Origin of the sequence: Gordonia sp. Z-3, assembly GCF_036233855.1 — a bacterium.
Lineage (GTDB): Bacteria > Actinomycetota > Actinomycetes > Mycobacteriales > Mycobacteriaceae > Gordonia > Gordonia tangerina.
Map to the genome: position 1 here is coordinate 23,444 of NZ_JAZARS010000009.1, position 22,029 is coordinate 45,472.

At 65.7% G+C, this 22,029-nt stretch carries 14 protein-coding genes; 8 read left to right on the plus strand and 6 right to left on the minus strand.

The window, feature by feature from the left end; genetic code table 11:
• Positions 1-9 precede the first annotated feature (9 nt).
• The 4 genes from VX037_RS12055 to VX037_RS12070 all read right to left on the minus strand — a co-directional run bounded on the left by VX037_RS12055 (position 10) and on the right by VX037_RS12070 (position 5,182).
• A complete protein-coding gene (locus VX037_RS12055) occupies positions 10-2,247 on the minus strand; it encodes an NADP-dependent isocitrate dehydrogenase (RefSeq protein ID WP_328714425.1) in 2,238 nt (745 codons plus the stop codon).
• A gap of 137 nt (positions 2,248-2,384) precedes the next feature.
• The gene (locus tag VX037_RS12060; protein ID WP_328714426.1) at positions 2,385-3,722 is read right to left on the minus strand and encodes an NAD(P)H-binding protein; all 1,338 of its coding nucleotides are present in this window, start codon (positions 3,720-3,722) and stop codon (positions 2,385-2,387) included.
• 126 nt (positions 3,723-3,848) lie between these two features.
• Positions 3,849-4,226: a thioredoxin gene (gene trxA, locus VX037_RS12065; protein ID WP_235726001.1), complete on the minus strand. Its 378-nt coding sequence runs from the start codon at positions 4,224-4,226 to the stop codon at positions 3,849-3,851.
• 95 nt (positions 4,227-4,321) lie between these two features.
• On the minus strand, positions 4,322-5,182 hold the full coding sequence (locus tag VX037_RS12070; RefSeq protein ID WP_328714427.1) for an LLM class F420-dependent oxidoreductase: 861 nt from the start codon (positions 5,180-5,182) through the stop codon (positions 4,322-4,324).
• Between the two features lie 161 nt (positions 5,183-5,343).
• Here VX037_RS12070 and VX037_RS12075 point away from each other — a divergent pair, with 161 nt between their 5' ends.
• Positions 5,344-6,324 carry an alpha/beta hydrolase gene (locus VX037_RS12075; RefSeq protein ID WP_328714428.1) on the plus strand — a complete coding sequence of 327 codons (981 nt, stop codon included), beginning with the start codon at positions 5,344-5,346 and terminating at the stop codon, positions 6,322-6,324.
• Complete coding sequence (locus VX037_RS12080; protein WP_235725998.1) at positions 6,317-7,903, plus strand: flavin-containing monooxygenase; 1,587 nt, start codon at positions 6,317-6,319, stop codon at positions 7,901-7,903. Before VX037_RS12075 ends, VX037_RS12080 begins: the two co-directional genes overlap by 8 nt.
• Before the next feature lie 60 nt (positions 7,904-7,963).
• Here VX037_RS12080 and VX037_RS12085 read toward each other — a convergent pair whose 3' ends face one another.
• Positions 7,964-9,040: an AraC family transcriptional regulator gene (locus VX037_RS12085; RefSeq protein WP_328714604.1), complete on the minus strand. Its 1,077-nt coding sequence runs from the start codon at positions 9,038-9,040 to the stop codon at positions 7,964-7,966.
• A gap of 330 nt (positions 9,041-9,370) precedes the next feature.
• On the opposite strand from VX037_RS12085, the gene VX037_RS12090 reads away from it, so the two are divergent.
• The 3 genes from VX037_RS12090 to fadD5 all read left to right on the plus strand — a co-directional run bounded on the left by VX037_RS12090 (position 9,371) and on the right by fadD5 (position 13,673).
• Positions 9,371-10,498: an NDMA-dependent alcohol dehydrogenase gene (locus VX037_RS12090; protein WP_235725997.1), complete on the plus strand. Its 1,128-nt coding sequence runs from the start codon at positions 9,371-9,373 to the stop codon at positions 10,496-10,498.
• Positions 10,499-10,508: 10 nt separating this feature from the next.
• On the plus strand, positions 10,509-11,924 hold the full coding sequence (locus VX037_RS12095) for an aldehyde dehydrogenase family protein (protein ID WP_266063327.1): 1,416 nt from the start codon (positions 10,509-10,511) through the stop codon (positions 11,922-11,924).
• 138 nt (positions 11,925-12,062) lie between these two features.
• Positions 12,063-13,673 (plus strand): fatty-acid--CoA ligase FadD5, encoded by a 1,611-nt coding sequence (fadD5, locus tag VX037_RS12100; protein WP_235725995.1) that lies wholly within the window; start codon positions 12,063-12,065, stop codon positions 13,671-13,673.
• A gap of 118 nt (positions 13,674-13,791) precedes the next feature.
• Here the strand turns inward: fadD5 and VX037_RS12105 are convergent, their stop codons facing one another.
• Positions 13,792-14,643: a 3-hydroxybutyryl-CoA dehydrogenase gene (locus tag VX037_RS12105; RefSeq protein ID WP_235726343.1), complete on the minus strand. Its 852-nt coding sequence runs from the start codon at positions 14,641-14,643 to the stop codon at positions 13,792-13,794.
• 422 nt (positions 14,644-15,065) lie between these two features.
• On the opposite strand from VX037_RS12105, the gene VX037_RS12110 reads away from it, so the two are divergent.
• From VX037_RS12110 to VX037_RS12120, 3 genes are all read left to right on the plus strand, one after another.
• Positions 15,066-20,558, plus strand: a complete 5,493-nt coding sequence (locus tag VX037_RS12110) for an ATP-binding protein (RefSeq protein ID WP_328714429.1) — start codon at positions 15,066-15,068, stop codon at positions 20,556-20,558.
• Positions 20,559-20,805: 247 nt separating this feature from the next.
• Complete coding sequence (locus VX037_RS12115) at positions 20,806-21,555, plus strand: DUF4386 domain-containing protein (RefSeq protein ID WP_287015521.1); 750 nt, start codon at positions 20,806-20,808, stop codon at positions 21,553-21,555.
• Between the two features lie 130 nt (positions 21,556-21,685).
• Positions 21,686-22,027: an ArsR/SmtB family transcription factor gene (locus VX037_RS12120; RefSeq protein ID WP_266063332.1), complete on the plus strand. Its 342-nt coding sequence runs from the start codon at positions 21,686-21,688 to the stop codon at positions 22,025-22,027.
• Positions 22,028-22,029: the final 2 nt, after the last annotated feature.

Here is a 22,029-nt window from a genome sequence, read left to right on the forward strand (position 1 = left end):
CCGTTCGGCTCAGTCTCGCGCGGCGGCCAGCGCGTCGTTGAACGTCTTGCTCGGGCGCATCACCGAGGCGGTCATCTCCGGGTCCGGGTAGTAATAGCCGCCGAGGTCAACGTGATCTCCCTGCGCTCCGTTCAGTTCGCCGACGATCGCGTCCTCATTCTGGGCGAGGGCTTGCGCGAGCGACGTGAAACGCTTGGCGAGGTCGGGATCCTCGGTCTGCTCGGCGAGTTCCTGAGCCCAGTACATGGCCAGATAGAACTGGCTGCCCCGGTTGTCGAGCTCACCGGCGGCCCGCGACGGTCCCTTGTCGTTCTCCAACAGCTTGCCGGTCGCCGCGTCGAGCGCCTTGGCCAGCAGCACCGCACGCTTGTCGTCGGTCTTCTTGCCCAGTTCCTCGAGGCTCACCGCGAGCGCCAGGAATTCGCCGAGCGAGTCCCACCGCAAGTGGTTCTCTTCGATGAGCTGCTTGACGTGCTTGGGTGCCGATCCACCCGCACCGGTCTCGTACAGACCACCCCCGGCCATCAGCGGCACGATGGACAGCATCTTGGCGCTGGTGCCGAGTTCGAGGATGGGGAACAGGTCGGTGAGGTAGTCACGCAGGATGTTGCCGGTCGCAGCGATGGTGTCCATCCCACGGATGACCCGCTCCAGCGTGTACCGCATCGCTCGGACCTGCGACATGATCTGGATGTCGAGACCCTCGGTGTCGTGATCGGGCAGGTACTTGTGCACCTTCTTGATCAGCTCGTTTTCGTGCGGGCGGTACGGATCCAGCCAGAACAGCACCGGCATCCCGGAATCGCGGCAACGCGTGACGGCCAGCTTCACCCAATCCTGGATCGGGGCGTCCTTGACGATGCACAACCGCCAGATGTCGCCCTCCTCGACGTCCTGGGTCAGCAGCACCTCGCCGGTGGCCAGGTCGGTGATGTTGGCTACGCCCGCGGCCGGCACCTCGAACGTCTTGTCGTGCGATCCGTACTCTTCGGCTTTCTGCGCCATCAGCCCGACGTTGGGCACGGTGCCCATGGTGGTCGGATCGAACTGCCCGTTGGTCTTACAGAAGTTGATCATCTCCTGGTAGATCCGCGAGAAGGTCGACTCCGGGTTGACGGCCTTGGTGTCCTTGAGCCGCCCGTCGGCGCCATACATCTTGCCGCCGGCACGGATCATCGCCGGCATAGACGCATCGACGATGACATCGCTGGGGGAGTGGAAGTTCGAAATGCCGCGGGCCGAATCGACCATCGCCAGTTCGGGCCGGTGTTCGTGGCACTTGTGCAGGTCGTCGATGATCTCCTCGCGCTGCGCGCTCGGCAACGACTCGATCTTGCTGTAGAGGTCGGACAGACCGTTGTTGACGTTCACGCCGAGTTCGTCGAACAGTTCGCCGTGCTTGGCAAATGCATCCTTGTAGAACACCTTGACCGCGTGTCCGAACACGATCGGGTGCGACACCCGCATCATCGTGGCCTTGACGTGCAGCGAGAACATCACGCCGGTCTTGTAAGCGTCCTCGATCTGCTCTTCGTAGAATTCGACGAGCGCCTTCTTGGACATGTACATGCTGTCGATGACGTCGCCGTCGGTCAGCGACACCTTCGGCTTGAGAACGAGGGTCTCGCCGTCGGAGGTGATGAGCTCCATCTTGACCTCGCGGTCGCCGGAGACGGTCATCGATTTCTCGCCGTGATAGAAGTCGCCCTCGGTCATGTGCGCGACGTGGGTCCGCGACGCCATCGACCACTCACCCATGCTGTGCGGGTGCTTGCGGGCGTATTCCTTGACGGCCTTGGGGGCTCGCCGGTCGGAGTTGCCCTCACGCAGAACCGGGTTGACCGCGCTGCCCAGGCACTTGGTGTAGCGGTCGCGGATCGCCTTCTCTTCGTCGGTCTTGGGATTGCCCGGGAACTCCGGCAGGTCGTAGCCCTTCTCCTGCAACTCCTTGATGGCCGCCAGCAATTGGGGGACCGACGCACTGATGTTGGGCAGCTTGATGATGTTGGTCTCGGGAAGCTGGGTCAGCCGGCCCAACTCGCCGAGGTTGTCGGGCACCTTCTGGTCGTCGGGAAGCAGATCGGAGAACTCGGCGAGGATGCGCGCGGCGACCGAGATGTCACTGGTCTCGATGTTGATGTCGGCGGCATCGGCGAACGCGCGTATCACCGGCAAGAAGGCGTAGGTCGCGAGCATCGGCGCCTCGTCGGTCAGCGTGTAGATGATGGTCGGCTTCTCCGCGCTCATGTTCTCTTCTCAACTCCAGTTCTTGGTCGCGTATGCAAGTGGTGCGAGATTTTGTCTCGGCGTTACCAGTATCACGTCGGAGCGGGCGTTGTGTGCACCGACCGGTTCACCCCCGCCTGTTGGCAGAGCACAACCTGTCATCGGAACGGGTCCCAGCGCGAAGCCCCGAGCGCTCGTAACGCTACGCCGATCCGCCAGTAGAGGAGACCGCCGAGTCCCCGTGGAAAGAACGTCGAGGTCGTGACGAGTTCGGCGCCGACGTGTCCGTCGGCGGATCTGTCGGTGATCGCATGATCGACGAACGCGCGGCCGGGCTGTCCGCGCTCGGTCCCCATCCGCAGATGCGTCGGCTCGGTGGCCGCCACGACCTCCCAGCGCGTGCCCGTGCGCGATCGCAGGCGCCGCCACAGATCGGGGGCTGACCGGTCCTCGACGCGTCGATCGACGGTGCCGAACGACACCTCTCCGGCCCATGGCGGGTCGGTGGGTAGAGGTTCGGCAGCGCATGTGTCGGCGGTCGCGTTCGACCACTCCACCGAGTTGTCGCCGCGGGCCACCCGCTGCAGCGTCGCGGCCAGCGCCGCGCGATAGGTCATGAGTCCGCCGGTCGGCGGGGCGATCACATCGTCGATGTCGTGTTCGTGGCAGATCGCATCGCACTCCAGTGACTCGATCAGTGGGCGGGCGATCTTGCCCCTGATCGGGGTCACCAGGCGCACCCAGCGACTCGCGATGGTGGGGGTGAGGTAGGGCAGGACGATCATCCGTCGTGGGGGCAGGCCCGCGACCTCGGCGTATCGCTGCATCATGTCGCCGTATTCCAGGACATCCGGTCCGCCGAGATCCCACGTCCGTGACGTCGGCACGTCAGCGGTGGCTGCCTCGACCAGATAGTGCAACGCGTCGCCGACGGCGATCGGCTGGATCTTGTTGTGCACCCACCGTGGTGTGGTCATCACCGGCAATCGCTCGGTGAGGTGCCGGATCAGCTCGAAGGATGCCGACCCCGATCCGATCAGGGTGCCCGCCTGCAGCGCGACCGTCTCGATCCCCGAATCGATCAGGATCTCGCCGACCTCGGCGCGTGATGCCAGATGCTCGGACAACTCCACACCCTCGGGATGCAGACCGCCCAGATACACGATGCGCGACACCCCACAGGCCGACGCCGCGGCCACCACGTTCTGTGCGGACCGCCGCTCCTCGTCGGCGAAGTCGGCGTCGGTGCTCATTGAATGCACCAGGTGATAGACAACGTCGATGTCGACGAAAGCTTCGAGCAGGGAATCACGGTCGGACAGGTCGCCACGCACGACCTCTGCGCGGGGGTCGGCGGCCCAGGGCGCATCGGCGAGTTTGGCCGGGGTGCGGGCCAGCGCCCGCACCCGATGTCCGCGGGCCAGCAGGCGGGGCGCCAAACGGCCACCGACGTAGCCCGTGGCTCCGGTCACCAGACACCGTCGAGAGTCGTCCACGACTCCACCCTACGGATTCGCCCGACAGACCACGGTCGCGTTTCGACTCGACGTCGAAAGTGAGGTGAGCGTGCCGACAATCGGCACGTTCACCTCACACGTCGTCGGGCTGGCCCGCCCCAGCGCTCAGCTGTTGGTTTGTTCCTTCTCGGCGGCGGCGATCTCGGCGCGCACCTGATCCATGTCGAGGTCGCGGACCGCGCCGATCAATTCGTCGAGCTGCGCAGCAGGCAGTGCCCCCGGCTGATTGAAAACCAGGACACCATCTCGGAAGGCCATCAGGGTTGGAATCGATCGGATGCCGAACCCGCCGGCGAGCTGCTGCTCTGCCTCGGTGTCGACCTTGCCGAACACGATGTCGTCGTTCGTCTCGGACGCCTTCTCGAACACTGGCGCGAACTGGCGGCATGGTCCGCACCATCCCGCCCAGAAGTCCAGCAGCACGATGCCGTCCTGGCCGATGGTCTCTTGCAGATTGTCGATGGTGATCTCACGAGTGCTCATGACACTTCCAATGCATACCCCTACGGGTATATTCCTCGGGTGCAGTCCGCGCTCCACGCTACGCACATTCCGTGCAATGCTCCATCCGACGCCCGCTATCTCAGGGCGGCAGCCAATCTCCGCCACTGCTCGCGGGGCATCGCGCGATGGTCGGCCTGGAGGACCTGGACGCAGACATGATCGGCGCCCGCCGCACGATGTGCCTCGATCCGGTCGAGCACGACCGCTTCGTCACCCCAGGCGATCAGTGCGTCGAACAGTCGGTCGCTGACCGTCTGCAGATCGTCCTCGGAAAAGCCCAGGCGCAGGAGGTTGTTGGCGTAGTTGGGCATTGCGAGGTAGCCGGTGAGCCACTTGGTGCCGATAGCGCGCGCCTCATCGCGGTCCGACGCCAGGATCGCCGTCTGCTCGGGAGCGACCAACGGTCCCTCGCCCACGGCCGCACGCGCAATCGCGGTGTGCTCGGGTGTCACCAGATACGGGTGCGCTCCGCGGCTGCGTTCAGATGCCAACGCGAGCATCTTGGGACCCAACGCGGCCAGGACGCGACTGTCGACCGGAACCGGATCGGCCGCCGCGTCAAGACCGTCGAGAAAGGCTTTGGTGGTGGCCAACGGCTTCCGGTACCGACCGGCCTCCTGGGCATCGATCAACGGCGCGTGGCTGATCCCCAGTCCCACCAGGAACCGAGGTCCGTGTTCTGCGGTGAGGCGCGCGTGCGCCGCTGCGACGTCTGCCGGCTCATGCATCCACATGTTCAGGATGCCGGTGGCGATGACCGCCTTGGTGGTCGCCCCAAGTAGGTTCTCCACCGAATCCATCAGCGGCCCACCGACATCGGGCACCCACAGCGCGGTGAACCCGAGCTCGTCGAGCTCGGCCGCCGCCTCGGCCGCCTCCGCGGAATCGCCATAACGCAGCGGTGAACTCCAGATACCAACCCCGTTCAGTTCCATGACCCGACCCTACCGGGGTGTGCCGAGTGGCCCGAATTGCCGAGTGTTGGCCCGAATGGTGCTGTTGTCGGCACCCAACGGCGCTCTATGTTGATGGTGATCGACATCACAGTTCGGCTGCGGGAGTCATCCGACCCCCGCCGAGGCAGAAGGGGACAAGAATGCCGCTCGAACCGGTATCACAGGGGCTGTTGCAGCAACTCGCCGAGGAACGCCAGCCACCGATCAGCGAACAGACACCGGCACTGGCCAGGATGACCGGACCCATCTTCGCCGGCATGAGTGGTCGGGGACCGGAGGTGGGTGCGGTCCGCAACGTCAAGCTCAAGGGTGCCGACGGCGGCCTGTTCCGGGTGCGCGCACTCATTCCCGAGGGAGAACCCGAAGCGGTGATCGTCTACTTCCACGGCGGCGGTTGGGTGCTGGGTGACATCGATCTGCAGTACGACCATGTCGGGCGCGATCTGGCGAACCGCACGCGGTCGACGGTCGTCCTCGTCAATTATCGGAAGGCGCCGGAGCATCGGTTCCCGATCGCGATCGAGGACAGCTACCTCGGCTTGTGCTGGGCTGCCGAACATCTCGCCGAACTCGCCACAACCGGCGCACCGCTGATCGTCGCGGGCGACAGCGCCGGCGGCAACATCGCCGCGGTGATGACCCACTGGGCACGCGACCGCCGTGGCCCACAGATCGACTATCAGGCCCTGGTGTATCCGGTCACCGACTGCGATGTCGACACGCCGTCCTACGTGGACCCCGAGAACCAACTGATGCTCAGCCGGGACACGATGATCTGGTTCTGGGACCACTATTTGCCCGACGTCGCGGCCCGAACCCACCCCGACGCATCACCACTGCGCGCCGCCGACCTGTCGGGCCTGCCACCCGCGTTGGTCTATGTCTGCCAATACGACCCGCTGCATGACGAGGGGGTGGCCTACGCCCGGGCGCTGGAGAAGGCCGGTGTACCGGTCACCCTCGCCGAGGCAGAAGGACAGATGCACATCTACTTCCAGATGGCGAACATCTTGCCGGGCTATCAGACCGGCATAGCGCTCGTCGCCGACCACATCACCACCTTCATCAGAAATCACGCGCACACCAGCGCGCCACAGGAAGAGGCCACCAGCGATGCCTGACCGGGACGTACTGATCATCGGCGCTGGTTTCTCCGGCCTGTATCAACTTCACAAACTCCGCGAACTGGGATTCGATGCCCATGTCGTCGAGGCCGGGCCGCAGGTGGGCGGCACCTGGTACTGGAATCGATATCCCGGCGCGCGATGCGACATCGAATCGATCGGTTACTCCTACTCTTTCGATCCCGAATTGCAGCAGGAGTGGAACTGGACCGAGCGCTATGCGGCGCAACCCGAGATTCTCGCCTACCTCGAACACGTTGCGGACAAGCTCAACCTGCGCACGGACATCTCATTCGACACTCGGGTCGTATCGCTCGATTTCGACGATCCGCAGGACATGTGGACCGCAACCACCGACAGCGGGGCGACGATCACCGCGCGCTACGTCGTCGCCGCGACCGGATGTCTGTCCAAACCGCTGCTTCCCGAGTTCCCCGGCCTCGACGACTTCGCCGGGGACGTGTACTGGACCTGGGACTGGCCCACCGACGAGGTGGATTTCGCCGACAAACGGGTCGCGGTCATCGGCACCGGATCGTCGGGAATTCAGACAATCACGGCCATCGCACCCACGGTCGGTTCGCTGACGGTGTTCCAACGGACCCCAACCTACGCCGTCCCCGCGCAGAACCGGCTCATCGCCGAAGAACTGGCGGAATTGAAGACCCACTACGACGACTTCCGGGCGGAGAGCCGACTCTCGGTCGGCGGAATACCCTGTGGCGATGAACTCCCGCCGTTCTTCGACGACCTCGACGATGGGCGCATCCGTTCGGAACTGCATATGCGCTACGACGATGGTGGCCTGTGCTTCCAGCAGTCCTTCCGCGATCTCCTGCAGAACGAGGAGGCGAATGCCCGGGCCGCCGAGTATGTGCGCAACCGCATCAAGGACAAGGTGCACGATCCGGCGGTGGCCGAGAAGCTGACTCCTCGGTCGTACCCGATCGCGGCCAAACGGATGTGCGTGGACACCGGCTACTACGAGGTCTACAACCAACCCAATGTGACGCTGGTCGACGTCAACGAACAACCGATCGAACGCATCACCGAACACGGGATCCGGGCCGGGGGGACCGACCACGAGTTCGACGTGATCATCCTGGCCACAGGTTTCGACGCGATGACCGGGGCGCTGGCGGCGATCGACATCCGCCACGGCGCACAAACGCTGCGCGACAAGTGGTCCGACGGACCGCGGACGTACCTCGGACTGATGTCGGCCGGTTTCCCGAACCTGTTCACCGTGACCGGACCGCAGAGCCCGTCGGTGCTGTCGAACATGGTGACGTCCATCGAGACCCACGTGGAGTGGATCAGCGCCGCGTTGAGCCACCTGCGCGAACACGGCCTGACACGCATCGAGCCGGACGTGGCGGCCGAGGACAACTGGGTCAACACGACCAATGACGCCGCCGACATGACGCTGCTCAAGCAGGCTCCGTCGTGGTATATGGGCGCCAACGTGCCCGGAAAACCTCGTGCCGCGTTGCCGTTCGTCGGTGGGGTGGGCACTTACCAGCAGATCCTCGACGGGATCGCAGTGACCGGGTACCACGGGTTCGAACTGGTCTGAGGCCGGCCCTGCGCGACGTCGGTTCCCCGTGGGTGCTCCTGCGGGGAACCGACGTTGACGTCATTGTGCGTGTGCCGTGCCCGCCCACCGGCGCATCGCACGCGAGAAACTCGACCAATCGCGATATCCCAAACGTTCGGCGATCTGCGTACGCGGCAGATTCGTGTCCCGCATGAGGTCATGGGCGAGGCTTCGACGCACATCGTCATGGATGGCGCGGTACGACGTACCCTCACGCGTCAGGCCGCGACGCAGGGTCCGTGCGGAGTAGTGCAGGTCGGCAGCGCACTCTTCGAGAGTGCAGTCCAGCGACGGCCTATCGAGCAGGTAGGCACGCACGCGTCCGGCGATCCCGTTGGCATGCAGCCTTTCTGCTCGAATTCGCTCGCACTGCTCGATGATCACCGCAGCGGTGTGCGGGTTGGCCATCGGCAACGGAAGGTCCAGGTAGGACCGCTCGAAAATCAATTCGTCACGCGTACAACCGAATCGAACCGGAGCGTCGAAGACCTCGGTGTAGGCCCGACGCACCGCAGCATCCTCGACGCGATGGGCGAACCGCACTTCCTGCAGCGGCGTGACGCCGGTCCCGGCGAACAGTTCACGTTGCATTTGCACGCTGGCGCTCAGATCGCGTTCGATCACGAATGCGGCGATGTCGTCGGGCACACCGTCGGTGTGCGCGGTGAGCGACCACCGCTCGCCGGCGAGTAACTCACCGGTCATGGTGGCGAATGCGAACGTCAGCGGCGAGTACCGCAGCCCGCAGCGCACCATGTCGGCGACGATCTCACATGCCTGGAGCAGGTAGCCGTAGTAACCGTAGGACGTCAGGTGATACTCCCGACCGATCTGCGCCCCGATTGCCGGTCGGTGCCCGAGGGCATCGAGCAGGTTTCGGATGACGACGATCTCCTGCTGCGCCTCGATCAGGACGGTGGCGTCACCCAGCGATGCGCGGGTCAGCCCACTGCCGTCGAGCAGACGCTCGATCGCACTCCCGTGCCGCTGTGCATAGTCGCAGATGATGGCCACGCCGGCCGTCGTGCGGGGGTGGTCCCACGGATCCGGCATGCGGGCGAACACGGGGTCAGCAGGATCGGAGTCGTCCAGCTCCCCGCCGGCTTCGACGATCATCGTCACGCTGTCATCCTCTCCTCAGACGCACACCCTGCCCTGTGAGCAGTATCACGCCTCATCCAGATCACGGCAACGAACCCGCCGTTGTGACCTGCACCTTTGTGGGACAAGTGTCCAGCTCGAAGATGGCCGCAATTGCAGTGGTTCTGGCCGCGGATGGCCTGTTGTCACCCGGGAGTCCGACCATACGCTCATCCACGACCGAAGTGACAGGTGTCACACGCTGAGTTTCGGTGCGAAGCGGGTCACCGGTGCGTCTGTCCTGCGCACCTGTGCGTGCGCCGGAGCTTTTGCCCGAGTTCCCACCGAGTTCTAAGGAGCAGACAAATGAAGACCAAAGCAGCGATCCTCGAGGATGTCGGCGCCGAATGGAAGATCGACGACGTCGAGCTGGGCGAGCCGGTTGCGGGGGAGGTACAGGTCAAACTGGCAGCGTCTGGCCTCTGCCACTCCGACGCACATCTGCAGAGCGGCTCCAGCCCGGTGCCGTTCATGCCCGTCCTAGGCGGCCACGAAGGAGCGGGGGTCATCACCAAGGTCGGGCCGGGTGTCACCGGGCTGGAGGAGGGCGATCACGTCGTTTTGGCGTTCATCCCCGCCTGTGGCACGTGTCCGGCGTGTGCCACCGGTCGGCAGAACCTGTGCGACGAAGGCGCGGGACTGCTGTCGGGTCAGGCCATCTCGGACAAGAGCTACCGGGTCAGCCGCAACGGGCAGCCGGTGCTACAGATGTGCCTGCTGGGCACGTTCGCGCCCTATGTCACGGTCCACCAGGCGTCGGTCGTCAAGATCGAGAAGGACATCCCGTTGGACAAGGCGGCGTTGCTGGGCTGTGGTGTCTCGACGGGGTGGGGCTCGGCGACCGAGATCGGCGACACCCGCCCCGGCGACGTCGTGGTGGTGATGGGCGTCGGCGGCGTCGGGATCAACGCCGTCCAGGGCGCCGCGTTCGCCGGCGCCCGCTACGTCATCGCCATCGACCCCGTCGAATTCAAACAAAAGAAGGCCATGGAGTTCGGCGCGACACACACCTACTCCACGGTGGACGAGGCGATCGCCGAGCTGCCGGACCTCACCTGGGGGCACATGGCCGACGTCGTGATCATCACCGTCGGGGTGATCTCCGGTGAGCACGTCCAGCAGGCCCTGGGACTGACCGCCAAGGGCGGGCAGGTCGTGGTCACCGGCATGGGCGATTTCCAGGACGGGCAGGTCGATCTCAATCTGTTCGAGTTGACCTTGCTGCAGAAGCGGGTGCAGGGGGCCATCTTCGGCGGGGTCGGTCCGCGCACGCAGATCCCCAAGCTGTTGCACCTGTATCGGACCGGACACCTCAAGCTCGACGAGCTCGTGACCACGACGTATCGGCTCGAGGACATCAATCAGGGCTATCGCGACATGGCCGAGGGCAAGAACCTGCGCGGAGTCGTCGTCTACACCGATCAGGACTACTGAGGAGAACCACATGCGGACACACAAGGACCACTACATCAACGGCCAATGGGTTCCCGCGACGGGAAGTTCGCTGCTGCCGGTGACCAACCCCGCGACCGACGAGATCATCGCTGAGGTCGGGGCCGGCTCCGCCGACGACGTCGACCGCGCCGTCGCCGCCGCGCGTGCGGCATTCGACAGCTGGGCGGCCACGCCGGTGTCCGAGCGCGCCCGCTACCTCGGTGCCATCGCACAAGGACTCACCGAGCGGGCCGACGAACTGGCAGAAGTGATCTCCAGCGAGATGGGCTCACCCCTCTCGTTCGCTCGGGCCGCTCAGGTTCCGTTGCCGATCAACAGCTTTGCCCAATCGGCCACGATCGTCACCGAGTTCGAATTCGAACAGAGCTACCGGGGCTCGACGATCGTCCGCGAACCCTACGGCGTCATCGGAGCGATCACGCCGTGGAACTACCCGCTGCATCAGATCGCCCTCAAAGCCGCCTACGGCATGGCCGCGGGCAACACCGTCGTCGTGAAACCGAGTGAGAACACCCCGCTCAACGCGATCATTCTCGCCGAGATCGTCGAGGCGGCCGGGCTTCCGGCCGGTGTCTTCAACGTCGTGTTCGGAACCGGACCCGAGGTGGGCGAGGCGATCGCGTCTCATCCCGACGTCGACCTGGTGAGCTTCACCGGATCCACCCGCGCCGGACGGCGAGTCAGCGAACTGGCATCGGGGACCGTGAAGCGGGTCTCCCTCGAACTCGGCGGCAAGAGCCCCAACATCCTGCTCGACGATGCCGACCTGAACGCCGCAGTGCCGGCCGCAGTGCAGGCGGCGATGATCAACTCCGGCCAGACGTGTTCGGCGTTGACCCGCCTGCTGGTGCCCCGCGCCAAGCTGGCCGAGGTCGAGGGCATCGCCAAGGCGGTCACCGAATCGATCACGGTGGGTGACCCGACGGACGAGACCACCGTCCTGGGCCCGTTGTCCTCGCGCACCCAGCAGGAACGCGTACTCGGCTACATCCGTAAGGGCATCGACGAGGGCGCCCGGGTGGTGACCGGCGGCCAGACCGAGCCCGCGGAGGGCGGGGGTGCCTACGTGTCGCCGACGGTGTTCTCCGATGTCACACCGGAGATGACGATCCACCGCGAGGAGATCTTCGGCCCGGTATTGGCGATCGAGCCGTACGACACCGAGGAGGAGGCCGTCGCGATCGCCAACGACACGATCTACGGACTGGCCGGTGGGGTGTGGTCGGGCTCGACGGAGCGCGCCCAGCAGGTCGCGCGCAAGATCCGCGCCGGCCAGATCGCCGTCAACGACGCCGGGATGAATCTCGACGCGCCTTTCGGCGGTTACAAGCAGTCCGGAATCGGCCGCGAGGCAGGACAATTCGGGCTTGAGGAGTTTTTGGAAGTGAAGTCGATCCAAGGCTGACGACCATGGGGCATCGGGCGCCCGGCGAATCGCCGATTCGCCCTCGGAACACCGGCAGCCCGACCTACTGTGTGGTCGAGGCCACAATTCCGGGGTGCCCGATGGCCCCACACTTTCACGACAGGGGAACAGACGAGGATGACTGCCACCGCCAGCGGACAGACCAGCGAACTGACCACCGAGCCGATGCGTTCACGGCGTAACCATTGGAACAACCAGATCCGCCGACACTCGTTCATGGTGCCCGATCAGGTCGCGGTGAAGTACCTCGACCGGGCGACCACGTGGCGGCAACTCGAGGAACGGACCCACGCCTTTGCGGCCGCCCTGCACCGGCGCGGCGTCCGATTCGGGGATCGCGTGCTCATGGCGATGCTGAATCGCACGGAGTACATCGAGGCTGTCCTCGGTGCCAACCTGATCGGCGCGATCCCGGTACCGGTGAACATCCGGATGAGCCCGGCCGAGGTCGCGTTCCTGCTGACCGACAGCGGTTCGAAGATGGTGGTGACCGAGGCGATGCTGGCGCCGCTGATCGACGCTGCCGTCGCGTCGGCCGGGGGCGTCGAGGGCATCATCGTGGTCGATCGGCCTGCCGACTCCGACCACCTCGACTATGCGGCCCTGCTGACCGAGGACCCGTCGGATCTGCCTGAGATCGATGTACCCGAGGATGCCGTCGCCCTCATCATGTACACCTCTGGCACAACCGGTAAACCCAAGGGCGCCATGTTGACTCACCAGAACCTGCAGGCGCAGGCGATGACGGTGATCGCCACGTCGGGGGAGAGCGGCGAGGATGACGTCGCATCCGTGGTGCCGCCCATCTTCCACATCGCGGGAGTCGCGGCGTTCGCGCCGGTCTTCTATCGCGGTGTCCGATCGGTGATCCACCCGTTGGGCGCCTTCGATCCCGACGACATGCTGGACACGCTGGAACGCGAGGGGACGACCTCGGTGTTCATGGTGCCCGCCCAGTGGCAGGCGGTATGTGCCGCGCAGCAGGCGCGTCCGCGTGATCTCAAACTGCGGACCATCAGTTGGGGCGCCGCGCCTGCGTCGGACACGGTCCTCAACGCGATGAACGAGAACTTCCCACAAGCGATGAACATGACCGCTTTCGGACAGACGGAGATGTCGCCGATCACCTGCATCCTCGAAGGCAAGGACGCGCTGCGCAAGATCGGTTCGGTCGGCAAGGTGGTACCGGCGGTGACCGCACGCATCGTCGATCCCATGATGAATGACGTCAAGCGCGGCGAGGTCGGTGAGATCGTCTACCGCGGACCCAACATGATGAAGGGGTACTGGCAGAATCCGCAGGGCACCGCGGATGCGTTCCGCGGTGGTTGGTTCCACTCCGGCGACCTGGTGCGCGAGGACGAGGAGGGCTTCCTTTACGTCGTCGACCGTGCGAAGGACATGATCATCTCCGGCGGTGAGAACGTCTACTGCGCCGAGGTGGAGAACGTGTTGTTCTCCCATCCCAAGATCACCGAGGCCGCGGTGATCGGGCGCGCCCACGAGAAGTGGGGAGAGGTGCCGGTCGCAGTGGTGGTGCTCGCCGAAGGCGTCGACGACCTGACGTTGGCCGAACTCGAGCCGTTTCTCAACGAGAACCTGGCCCGCTTCAAACAGCCCAAGGACCTCGTCATCATCGACGAACTGCCACGCAACGCCGGCGGCAAGGTGGTCAAGCCGAAGCTGCGCGATGCCTATGGCAGCAAGGACGAAGGTCTCGCGCACTGAGCGGATGATCGTCGCGGCGACTGCCCTTCGTGACGGCCTCCGCAAGCTCCGGCCTCCTCAGGGACCAGCGGCCCGACCCCTGAGGAGCGAGCTTGCGAGCGTCACGAAGGGGGGGGGTCTACTTCGCGTAGTCGTAGAAGCCCTTACCGCTCTTCTTGCCGAGGTAGCCGGCCTCCACCATGCGCTGCAGCAGCGGCGGCGGCGCGAGGTGCGGCTCGCGGAATTCCTGATAGAGCGACTCGGTGACGTCGAGGATCACGTCGAGGCCGATGGTGTCGGTCAGGGTCAACGGCCCCATCGGGTGGGCACACCCGTTGATCATCCCGGTGTCGATGTCCTCCTTGGACGCATAACCGCTCTCGTACATCCGGATGGCGCTCACCAGGTAGGGGACGAGCAGCGCGTTGACGACGAAGCCGCCGCGGTCACCGGCCTGGATGGTCTTCTTGCCCAGATGGTCGCGCGCGTAGGCGGTGACCGTCTCGACCGCCTGCGGCGAGCTCGCGAGGCTGCTGATGATCTCCACCAGCGGCATCACCGGGACCGGGTTGAAGAAGTGCACACCGACCACGCGCGAGGGATCGGCGACGTCCTTGGCGACCCGGATGATCGGGATCGACGAGGTGTTGGTCGCCAGGATCGCCTCGGGTGCGGTCACCTTGTCGAGTTCGGCGAAGAACCCGACCTTGAGCGATTCGACCTCCGGTAGAGCCTCGATGACGAGTTCGCGATCACCGAAGTCCTTGACCGCCGTGGTGAGACGTAGCCGGTCGAGGGCCTGCTGCGCGTCGTCTTCGCTGATCTTGCCCTTTGCCACGCCACGTGCGAGCGACTTGTCGATGCGCGCACGGGCGGCGTCGGCCGCGGCGTCGTCGCGTTCGAGGACGAGGACGTCATCACCGGCGCGGATCGCGACCTCGGCGATCCCGGCGCCCATGGTGCCGCCGCCGACCACTCCCAGCTGTGTCATGCATTCTCTCCAGATCTCGAGGACGGGTCGTGGTCAGGATAGACGTGGCGACCGGGACGACCACATCGGCGATCAACCAACCACCCGGCAAGAAATGTGAGCAATCCCTCATCTTTGGCATTGATCCGACGCTCAACGAGTTCACGTTCGCCGGGATTCCCGCCGCTGCGGGCCTGTTTTCGGTGCGGCGGCGGTCCGGTTCGGCGTCCCACGGGCGACGTGTTCACGCGGTCTGCCACGCGGACTCACGCAACGTACTCGCGCGTAGGGAATCGATTCGCAACAATCGAGCGGTGTCCGTCGCCGATGTACCCGAAACGTCGGCCGGAGCCACCCGACCTGGTAATCGTCACGACCCGCTCGGCGGGGAGCGCGACACCCGCGCGGACCGACCGACACGACCACAGAGAAGGGAGTCGGTGATGTTCACTCGCATTGCCATCGTGAACCGGGGAGAGTCCGCGATGCGGCTCATCCACGCCGTGCGCGGACTGTCCGCCGAGACCGGACAGCCGATCGAGGTGATCGCCCTGCACACCGACGTCGACCGCAACGCCTCATTCGTGCGGGCAGCTGACGTCACCTACGATTTGGGCCCGGCCGCGTCGCGCCCCTATCTCAATCTCAAGATCCTCGAACGTGCGCTACTCGAGACCGGCGCCGAAGCCGCCTGGGTCGGGTGGGGCTTCGTCGCCGAGGACCCGTTGTTCGCCGAACTCTGCGAACGCATCGGCGTGACCTTCGTCGGACCGTCGGCCGAGGCGATGCGCAAACTCGGCGACAAGATCGGCGCCAAGCTCATCGCCGAAGAGGTCGGTGTGCCCGTCGCGGCATGGAGCCGTGGTGGCGTCGACACCCTCGACGATGCGGTGGCCGCAGCGGCCGATATCGGCTACCCGCTGATGCTGAAGGCCACGGCCGGCGGTGGCGGCCGTGGTATTCGCAAGGTGACCAGCGATGCCGAACTCCGCGATGCCTACACCCGCACCCGTGACGAGGCCGAGCGCGCCTTCGGCAGCGGTGTGGTGTTCTTGGAACGCCTGGTCACCGGTGCACGCCACGTCGAGGTCCAGGTGATCGCCGACGGCCAGGGCACGGCGTGGGCGTTGGGCGTGCGTGACTGTTCGGTGCAGCGACGCAACCAGAAGATCATCGAGGAATCGGCGTCACCGGTGCTGCCCGCCGACCAGGTCGCCAATCTCAAGGCCTCCGCTGAGCGTCTCGCCGTCGCCGTCGGCTATCGCGGCGCGGCCACCGTGGAGTTCCTCTACCACCCGGGCGAGAACCTGCTGGCCTTCCTCGAGGTCAACACCCGACTACAGGTCGAGCACCCGATCACCGAGACCACCACCGGTTTCGACCTGGTCCGCGCCCAACTGCACGTGGCCTCCGGTGGCCGCCTTCAGGGCGAGCCGCCGGCCGAACGGGGCCACGCCATCGAGGCCCGGCTCAACGCCGAAGATCCCGACCGCGACTTCGCGCCGGCACCCGGCCGCATCGCGCTGCTCGAACTGCCGGCCGGCCCCGGCATCCGTGTCGATACCGGCGTCAGCGAGGGCGACACGATTCCGGCGGACTTCGATTCGATGATCGCCAAGATCATCGCCTACGGACGTGACCGCGAGGAGGCGCTCGGCCGATTGCGCCGCGCCATGCGTGAAACCCGAGTCATCATCGCCGGCGGCGCCACCAACAAGAGTTTCGTCCTCGAACTGCTCAGTCGACCCGAGGTGATCGACGGCAGCGCCGACACCGGCTGGATCGATCGCGTTCGCGCCGACGGCGGGCTGGTGGCCAACCGACATTCGGCCATCGCACTGGCCGCCGCCGCCATCGATGCCTACGAGGAGGAGGAACTCGTCGAGCGGCAGCGCTTGCTGTCGACCGCGTCGGGTGGGCGCCCGCAGGTACAGCACGACAGTGGTCGTCCGCTGGATCTCAAACTGCGTGGTGTCGGCTACCGGGTGCGCGTCGCCCGCATCGGTGCACACCGCTTCCGGGTCGGGATCGAGGCAGGCGTCGAGACCCACACCGCCGATGTCGACCTCGAACGCTTCGACGATCACACCGCCCAGATGGTGGTCAATCATGTCCGGTACCGCTTGGTCACCGACACTCACGGACCCATCCACCTCGTCGACGTCGACGGCGTCACCCACCGGGTGAGTCGCGACGAAGGCGGTGTCCTGCGATCACCGGCGCCGGCCCTGGTGGTGGCCACACCGCTGGAGGTCGGCGCCGAGGTCGAGGCCGGCGCGCCGGTGCTGGTGCTGGAGAGCATGAAGATGGAGACGGTGCTACGTGCCCCGGTGCGCTCCCGACTCAAGGAGTCCATGGTCTCGGTCGGCACCCAGGTCGAGACCGGCGCGACCCTGTTGCGTCTGGAGCCACTCGCCGACGACGACGACGCCGAGGCGGCCGAGGAGACCACCGAAGCGGTCGACCTCGAACTGCCCGCGCAGCGCACCGATGTGCAGGCGCACGAGCGCACCACTCGCACGCAGGAGGATCTCCGCAGTCAGCTGCTGGGCTTCGACGTCGACCCGCACGATCGGACGCGCCTGCTCAACGATTACCTCGCCGTCCGCCACGACGCGATGGAGAGCGGCCGCCGCCCGCTGGCCGACGAGCTGGAACTGATCACCGTGTTCGCCGATCTGGCCGAGCTCAGCCAGAATCGTCCGTCCGGCGAGGTGCTGGGTGTCGAACACGTCCACAGCGCCCGCGAGAACTTCCACACGTACCTGCAGAGCCTCGACGTCGAACGGGACGGGCTCCCGGAGACCTTCCACACCCAGCTCGGTCGGGCACTTGGCCACTACGGGGTGCCCGATCTCGAGCGCAGCCCGGAGTTGGAGGCCGCGGTCTTCCGGATCTTCCTGGCGCTGCAGAACCCGGCCGACTCGGTCACCGTGATCAGCACACTCCTGCGCGAGTGGCTGCGCGAACCCACACCGCGCGACGAACTCCAGGACGCTGTTGGCAGCGCGCTGGACCGTCTGGTCGCAGCGACGCAGGTACGCTTCCCGGCCATCGCCGATCTGGCCCGCGGTGTCATCTACGCCTGGTACGGCCAACCGTTGCTGCGCCGGGATAGGGCCCGGGTGTACAACAACGTGCGCAAGCAGTTGCGCTACCTCGACGAGAACCCGACGGCGACCGACCGCGCCGAGCGGATCGCGGACATGGTGCGCAGCACCGAGCCGCTGGTCCGGCTGCTCGGTCAGCGCATCGTGCGGGGCAACCTCGACAATTCGGTGATGCTCGAGGTGCTGACGCGGCGCTACTACGGCAACAAGGGGCTCAGCGACATCCGCATCCAGCCCTCCGGTGGCGCGAGCTTCGTGGTCGCCGAACGCCACGGCGCGAATCTCGTGTCGGCGGCGGTCGGGTTCGACGATTTGCCCGCAACCATGGACGGTCTCGCCGAGCTCGCCCGCGACACCGCGTCGGTCGACGCCGACATCTACCTGAGCTGGGAACAGCAGCCGGACGCCTTCGATGCGATGGCCGCCACGCTGCACGAGATCATCTCCGCCACGGCGATGCCCACCCAGGTCCACCGGATCACGGTGACTGTCGCGGGCAGCGGCGACGCTCGGATGCACAACCACTTCACCTTCCGACCGTCGGCAACCGGCATGTCGGAGGAACGTCTCATTCGGGGACTGCACCCGTACATCGCGCAGCGCATGCAGATGGAACGGCTACGCAAGTTCGACCTCACCCAGTTGCCGTCGTCCGATGACGAAGAGGTCTACCTGTTCCGGTGTGTGGCCAAGGAGAACCCCGCCGACGAGCGGCTGATCGCCTTCGCTCAGGTGCGTGACCTGACCGCCATGCGCGAGCACGACGGGCGGCTGCTGACCCTGCCGACCGCGGAGACCACGCTGGCCTCGTGTGTCGATTCGATCCGGCGGGCCCAGCGTGGGTCGCGTTTGACGTCGTCCACCAATCGGATCGTCATGTACGTGTGGCCGCCGATCGACGCACTCGACGACGACCTGAACACGATCGCCGACTACTTCCGAGGCGCGGCCACCGGAGTCGGGCTCGAAGAGGTGCTGCTCATTGCACGGCGGCGCGAGCGCGACACAGGCGAGCTGACCAAGGTCGCCATCCGCTTCTCGGTCAACGCCACCGGTGGATTCGACGTCGCGGTCGGCGAGCCGGCCGACGAACCGATCGAACCGGTCGACGAGTACCGGCAGAAGGTGCTGCGGGCAGCCAAACGCAACACCGTCTACCCGTACGAGTTGGCCGGTCTGCTCGGTGACTTCGCCGAATACGACCTCGACGCAGAGCAGCGACTGGTGCCCGTGGATCGCCCGCGCGGGCGCAACAGCGCAGCGATGGTGGCGGGTGTGGTCACCACCGCCACCGAGAAGCATCCGGACGGCGTGACGCGGGTGGTGTTGCTCGGCGACCCCACGAAATCCCTGGGTGCGCTGTCGGAGCCGGAGTGTGCGCGGGTCATCGCCGCACTGGATCTGGCTGAGCAGATGCAGGTCCCGCTCGAGTGGTACGCGCTGTCGTCGGGCGCGCGTATTTCGATGGACTCGGGCACCGAGAACATGGACTGGGTGGCGCGGGCACTCAAACGTGTCGTTGAATACACCCAGGCAGGTGGGAAGATCAACATCGTCGTCGCCGGTATCAACGTCGGTGCGCAGCCGTACTGGAATGCCGAGGCGACGATGCTCATGCACACCAAGGGCATTCTGGTGATGACCCCGGACTCGGCGATGGTGCTGACCGGCAAGCAGTCGTTGGACTTCTCCGGCGGTGTTTCGGCCGAGGACAACTTCGGCATCGGTGGCTACGACCGCGTGATGGGCCCCAACGGGCAGGCGCAGTACTGGGCACCGAACCTCGGCGCAGCGCGCGATGTGTTGATGTCGCATTACGACCACACCTACGTCGCACCGGGCGAGCAGTCGCCGCGGCGCGCTGTCACCAGCGACCCCAGCGACCGCGACGTTTCCGACTTCCCGCATGTATTGGCCGGCAGCGACTTCACCACGGTCGGACAGATCTTCTCGGCCGAGAGCAACCCGGATCGCAAGAAGCCCTTCGACATCCGAACCGTCATGCGCGCCCTCGCCGACCAGGACCATCCGGTACTCGAACGCTGGGCAGGCATGGCCGACGCCGAGACCGCCGTGGTCTGCGACGTGCATCTGGGCGGCATCCCGGTGTGCCTGTTGGGTATCGAGTCGCGTGAGGTGCAGCGTCGCGGGTACAAGCCCACCGACGGTCCCGACACCTACACTGCCGGAACGCTGTTCCCACAGTCGTCGAAGAAGGCGGCGCGGGCCATCAACGTGGCCAGCGGCAATCGGCCGCTGGTGGTGCTGGCCAACCTGTCCGGATTCGACGGGTCACCGGAGTCGATGCGCAAACTGCAGTTGGAGTACGGCGCCGAGATCGGGCGGGCCATCGTCAACTTCCGCGGTCCGATCGTGTTCTGCGTTATCTCGCGATATCACGGTGGTGCCTTCGTGGTGTTCTCCAAGGCACTCAATCCGAACATGACCGTCCTGGCCATCGACGGCTCCTTCGCGTCAGTGCTCGGTGGCGCCCCGGCGGCGGCTGTGGTGTTCGCCGGCGAGGTCGCCAAACGAGTGGGCGCCGATCCACGGGTGCGCGATCTGGAGTCACGGGCAGCCGAGGCCACCGGTCCCGACCGCTCCGCGCTCAACGCCGAAGTGGCCGACATCCGGCAATCGGTGCGGGCGGAGAAGATCAGTGAGATCGCGGCCGAATTCGACAAGGTGCACAGCATCCGCCGTGCCGTCGAGGTCGGTTCGGTGGATGCGGTGATCCGCGCCGACGAGTTGCGCCCGCGCATCATCGGCGCCATCGAGGCCAGCCCGAACTGGTCGGCGCGGGGAGCGCACGCCGCGATGTCCTGAGGTGTGCCACCTGCCCCCTGAGGAACGAGGCGCTAGCCGACTGTCACAAAGGGCTCCAACATAATTCAATAGGTGCGTGGCTATCGCGGCCACAACGAACCAGTGCCGGGTCAGAGGGAAATCCTCCGACCCGGCACTGGTTCGTATAGTTCACCCTTGACGAGACTTACAATGTAAGGGTACAGTCATCCAGACTTCAGCCATACACCGTAAGGTTAATTCGCCGCCCATCGATCGGAGTCACGCCATGACCGCACCGAGCACACCTCGCCACGAAAATTCCGCACATTCGGCGGCCCGCTGGGCCGGACTGGGGTATCTGGCCATCTTCGCCCTGGCCATGTTCGCCAACTTCTTCGTGCTGGAACGCGTGTTCGACCCCGCCGATGCGCAGGCGACACTCGACGGAGTCGCTGCGAACGGAGGCCTGCTGAGGTGGGGGATCATCGCGTTTGCGGCCGTGTTCCTCGTCGACATCGTCGTTGCGTGGGCTTTGTACGTGCTGTTCCGCCCGGTCCACCGAGATCTGTCCCTCCTCGCCGCATGGGCGCGGCTCACCTACACCGTGTTTCTCGGTGTCGGACTGGTCTTCGCGGTGGCCGCCCTGCTGATAGCGGAGAACTCCACCGAAGCGACGGCCGCGGACGTGCAGCTCGCAATGCGCTCGTTCGAGATGACGTGGCTGATCGGGTTGACCGCGTTCGGTGTCCACCTGATCGTGTTGGCCCGTCTGATGTCGGTTTCCGCCGGCGCACCCCGGTGGCTGACCGTTGCGCTCACAGTGGCCGGTGTCGCCTACATCGTCGACACCGGTGCACACATCCTGCTGGCCGACTACGCGTCCTATGCCGACACCTTCCTGGTGATCGTCGCGGTGCCGTCAGTGGTCGGTGAACTCGGTCTGACCGTGTGGCTCCTGCGGATCGCCGCACATCGGACCGCCACGCCGGCGGCGACATCGCTCGAGGCCGAACGGGTCTCGACGACGGTTTCCTGACTCCGCAGCGCCTCACCGCGCGGCACCAAGCGCCCAGGGCCGGCCCCTCCGACATGTGGAGGGGCTCTCAGCGTGTGCAATCGTCCCGTTCCACCCTTGACATACAACCAATTGGTTGTATGTTTGAGAGGTGACCGACGAGGACGAGGAACGAGCAGACGCCCTCTTCCATGCGCTCTCCGACCGCACCCGTCGCGACATCATGCGTCGGGTGCTGGCAGGAGAGCATTCGGTCTCGGTGCTCGCGGCGAAGTACGACATGAGTTTCGCCGCGGTGCAGAAGCACGTCGCCGTGCTCGAACGAGCAGGCCTGCTGGTGAAACGGCGCAGTGGCCGGGAACAGTTGGCATCCGGCGACGTGTCAGCGGTGCGCGCGGTATCGGACCTGTTGACCGACCTCGAACAGGTATGGCGGGGCCGAGTGGCGCGAATCGACGAACTGATCGAAACCGAAACACCATCGAAGGACTGAAT

Excerpts from the sequence above, each read along its gene's own strand:
- VX037_RS12055 (WP_328714425.1), bottom strand. The coding sequence starts at position 2,247 with ATGAGCGCGGAGAAGCCGACCATCATCTACACGCTGACCGACGAGGCG.
- trxA (WP_235726001.1), bottom strand. The coding sequence starts at position 4,226 with ATGAGCACTCGTGAGATCACCATCGACAATCTGCAAGAGACCATCGGC.
- VX037_RS12070 (WP_328714427.1), bottom strand. The coding sequence starts at position 5,182 with ATGGAACTGAACGGGGTTGGTATCTGGAGTTCACCGCTGCGTTATGGC.
- VX037_RS12075 (WP_328714428.1), top strand. The coding sequence starts at position 5,344 with ATGCCGCTCGAACCGGTATCACAGGGGCTGTTGCAGCAACTCGCCGAG.
- VX037_RS12080 (WP_235725998.1), top strand. The coding sequence starts at position 6,317 with ATGCCTGACCGGGACGTACTGATCATCGGCGCTGGTTTCTCCGGCCTG.
- VX037_RS12085 (WP_328714604.1), bottom strand. The coding sequence starts at position 9,040 with ATGATCGTCGAAGCCGGCGGGGAGCTGGACGACTCCGATCCTGCTGAC.
- VX037_RS12090 (WP_235725997.1), top strand. The coding sequence starts at position 9,371 with ATGAAGACCAAAGCAGCGATCCTCGAGGATGTCGGCGCCGAATGGAAG.
- VX037_RS12095 (WP_266063327.1), top strand. The coding sequence starts at position 10,509 with ATGCGGACACACAAGGACCACTACATCAACGGCCAATGGGTTCCCGCG.
- fadD5 (WP_235725995.1), top strand. The coding sequence starts at position 12,063 with ATGACTGCCACCGCCAGCGGACAGACCAGCGAACTGACCACCGAGCCG.
- VX037_RS12105 (WP_235726343.1), bottom strand. The coding sequence starts at position 14,643 with ATGACACAGCTGGGAGTGGTCGGCGGCGGCACCATGGGCGCCGGGATC.
- VX037_RS12110 (WP_328714429.1), top strand. The coding sequence starts at position 15,066 with ATGTTCACTCGCATTGCCATCGTGAACCGGGGAGAGTCCGCGATGCGG.
- VX037_RS12115 (WP_287015521.1), top strand. The coding sequence starts at position 20,806 with ATGACCGCACCGAGCACACCTCGCCACGAAAATTCCGCACATTCGGCG.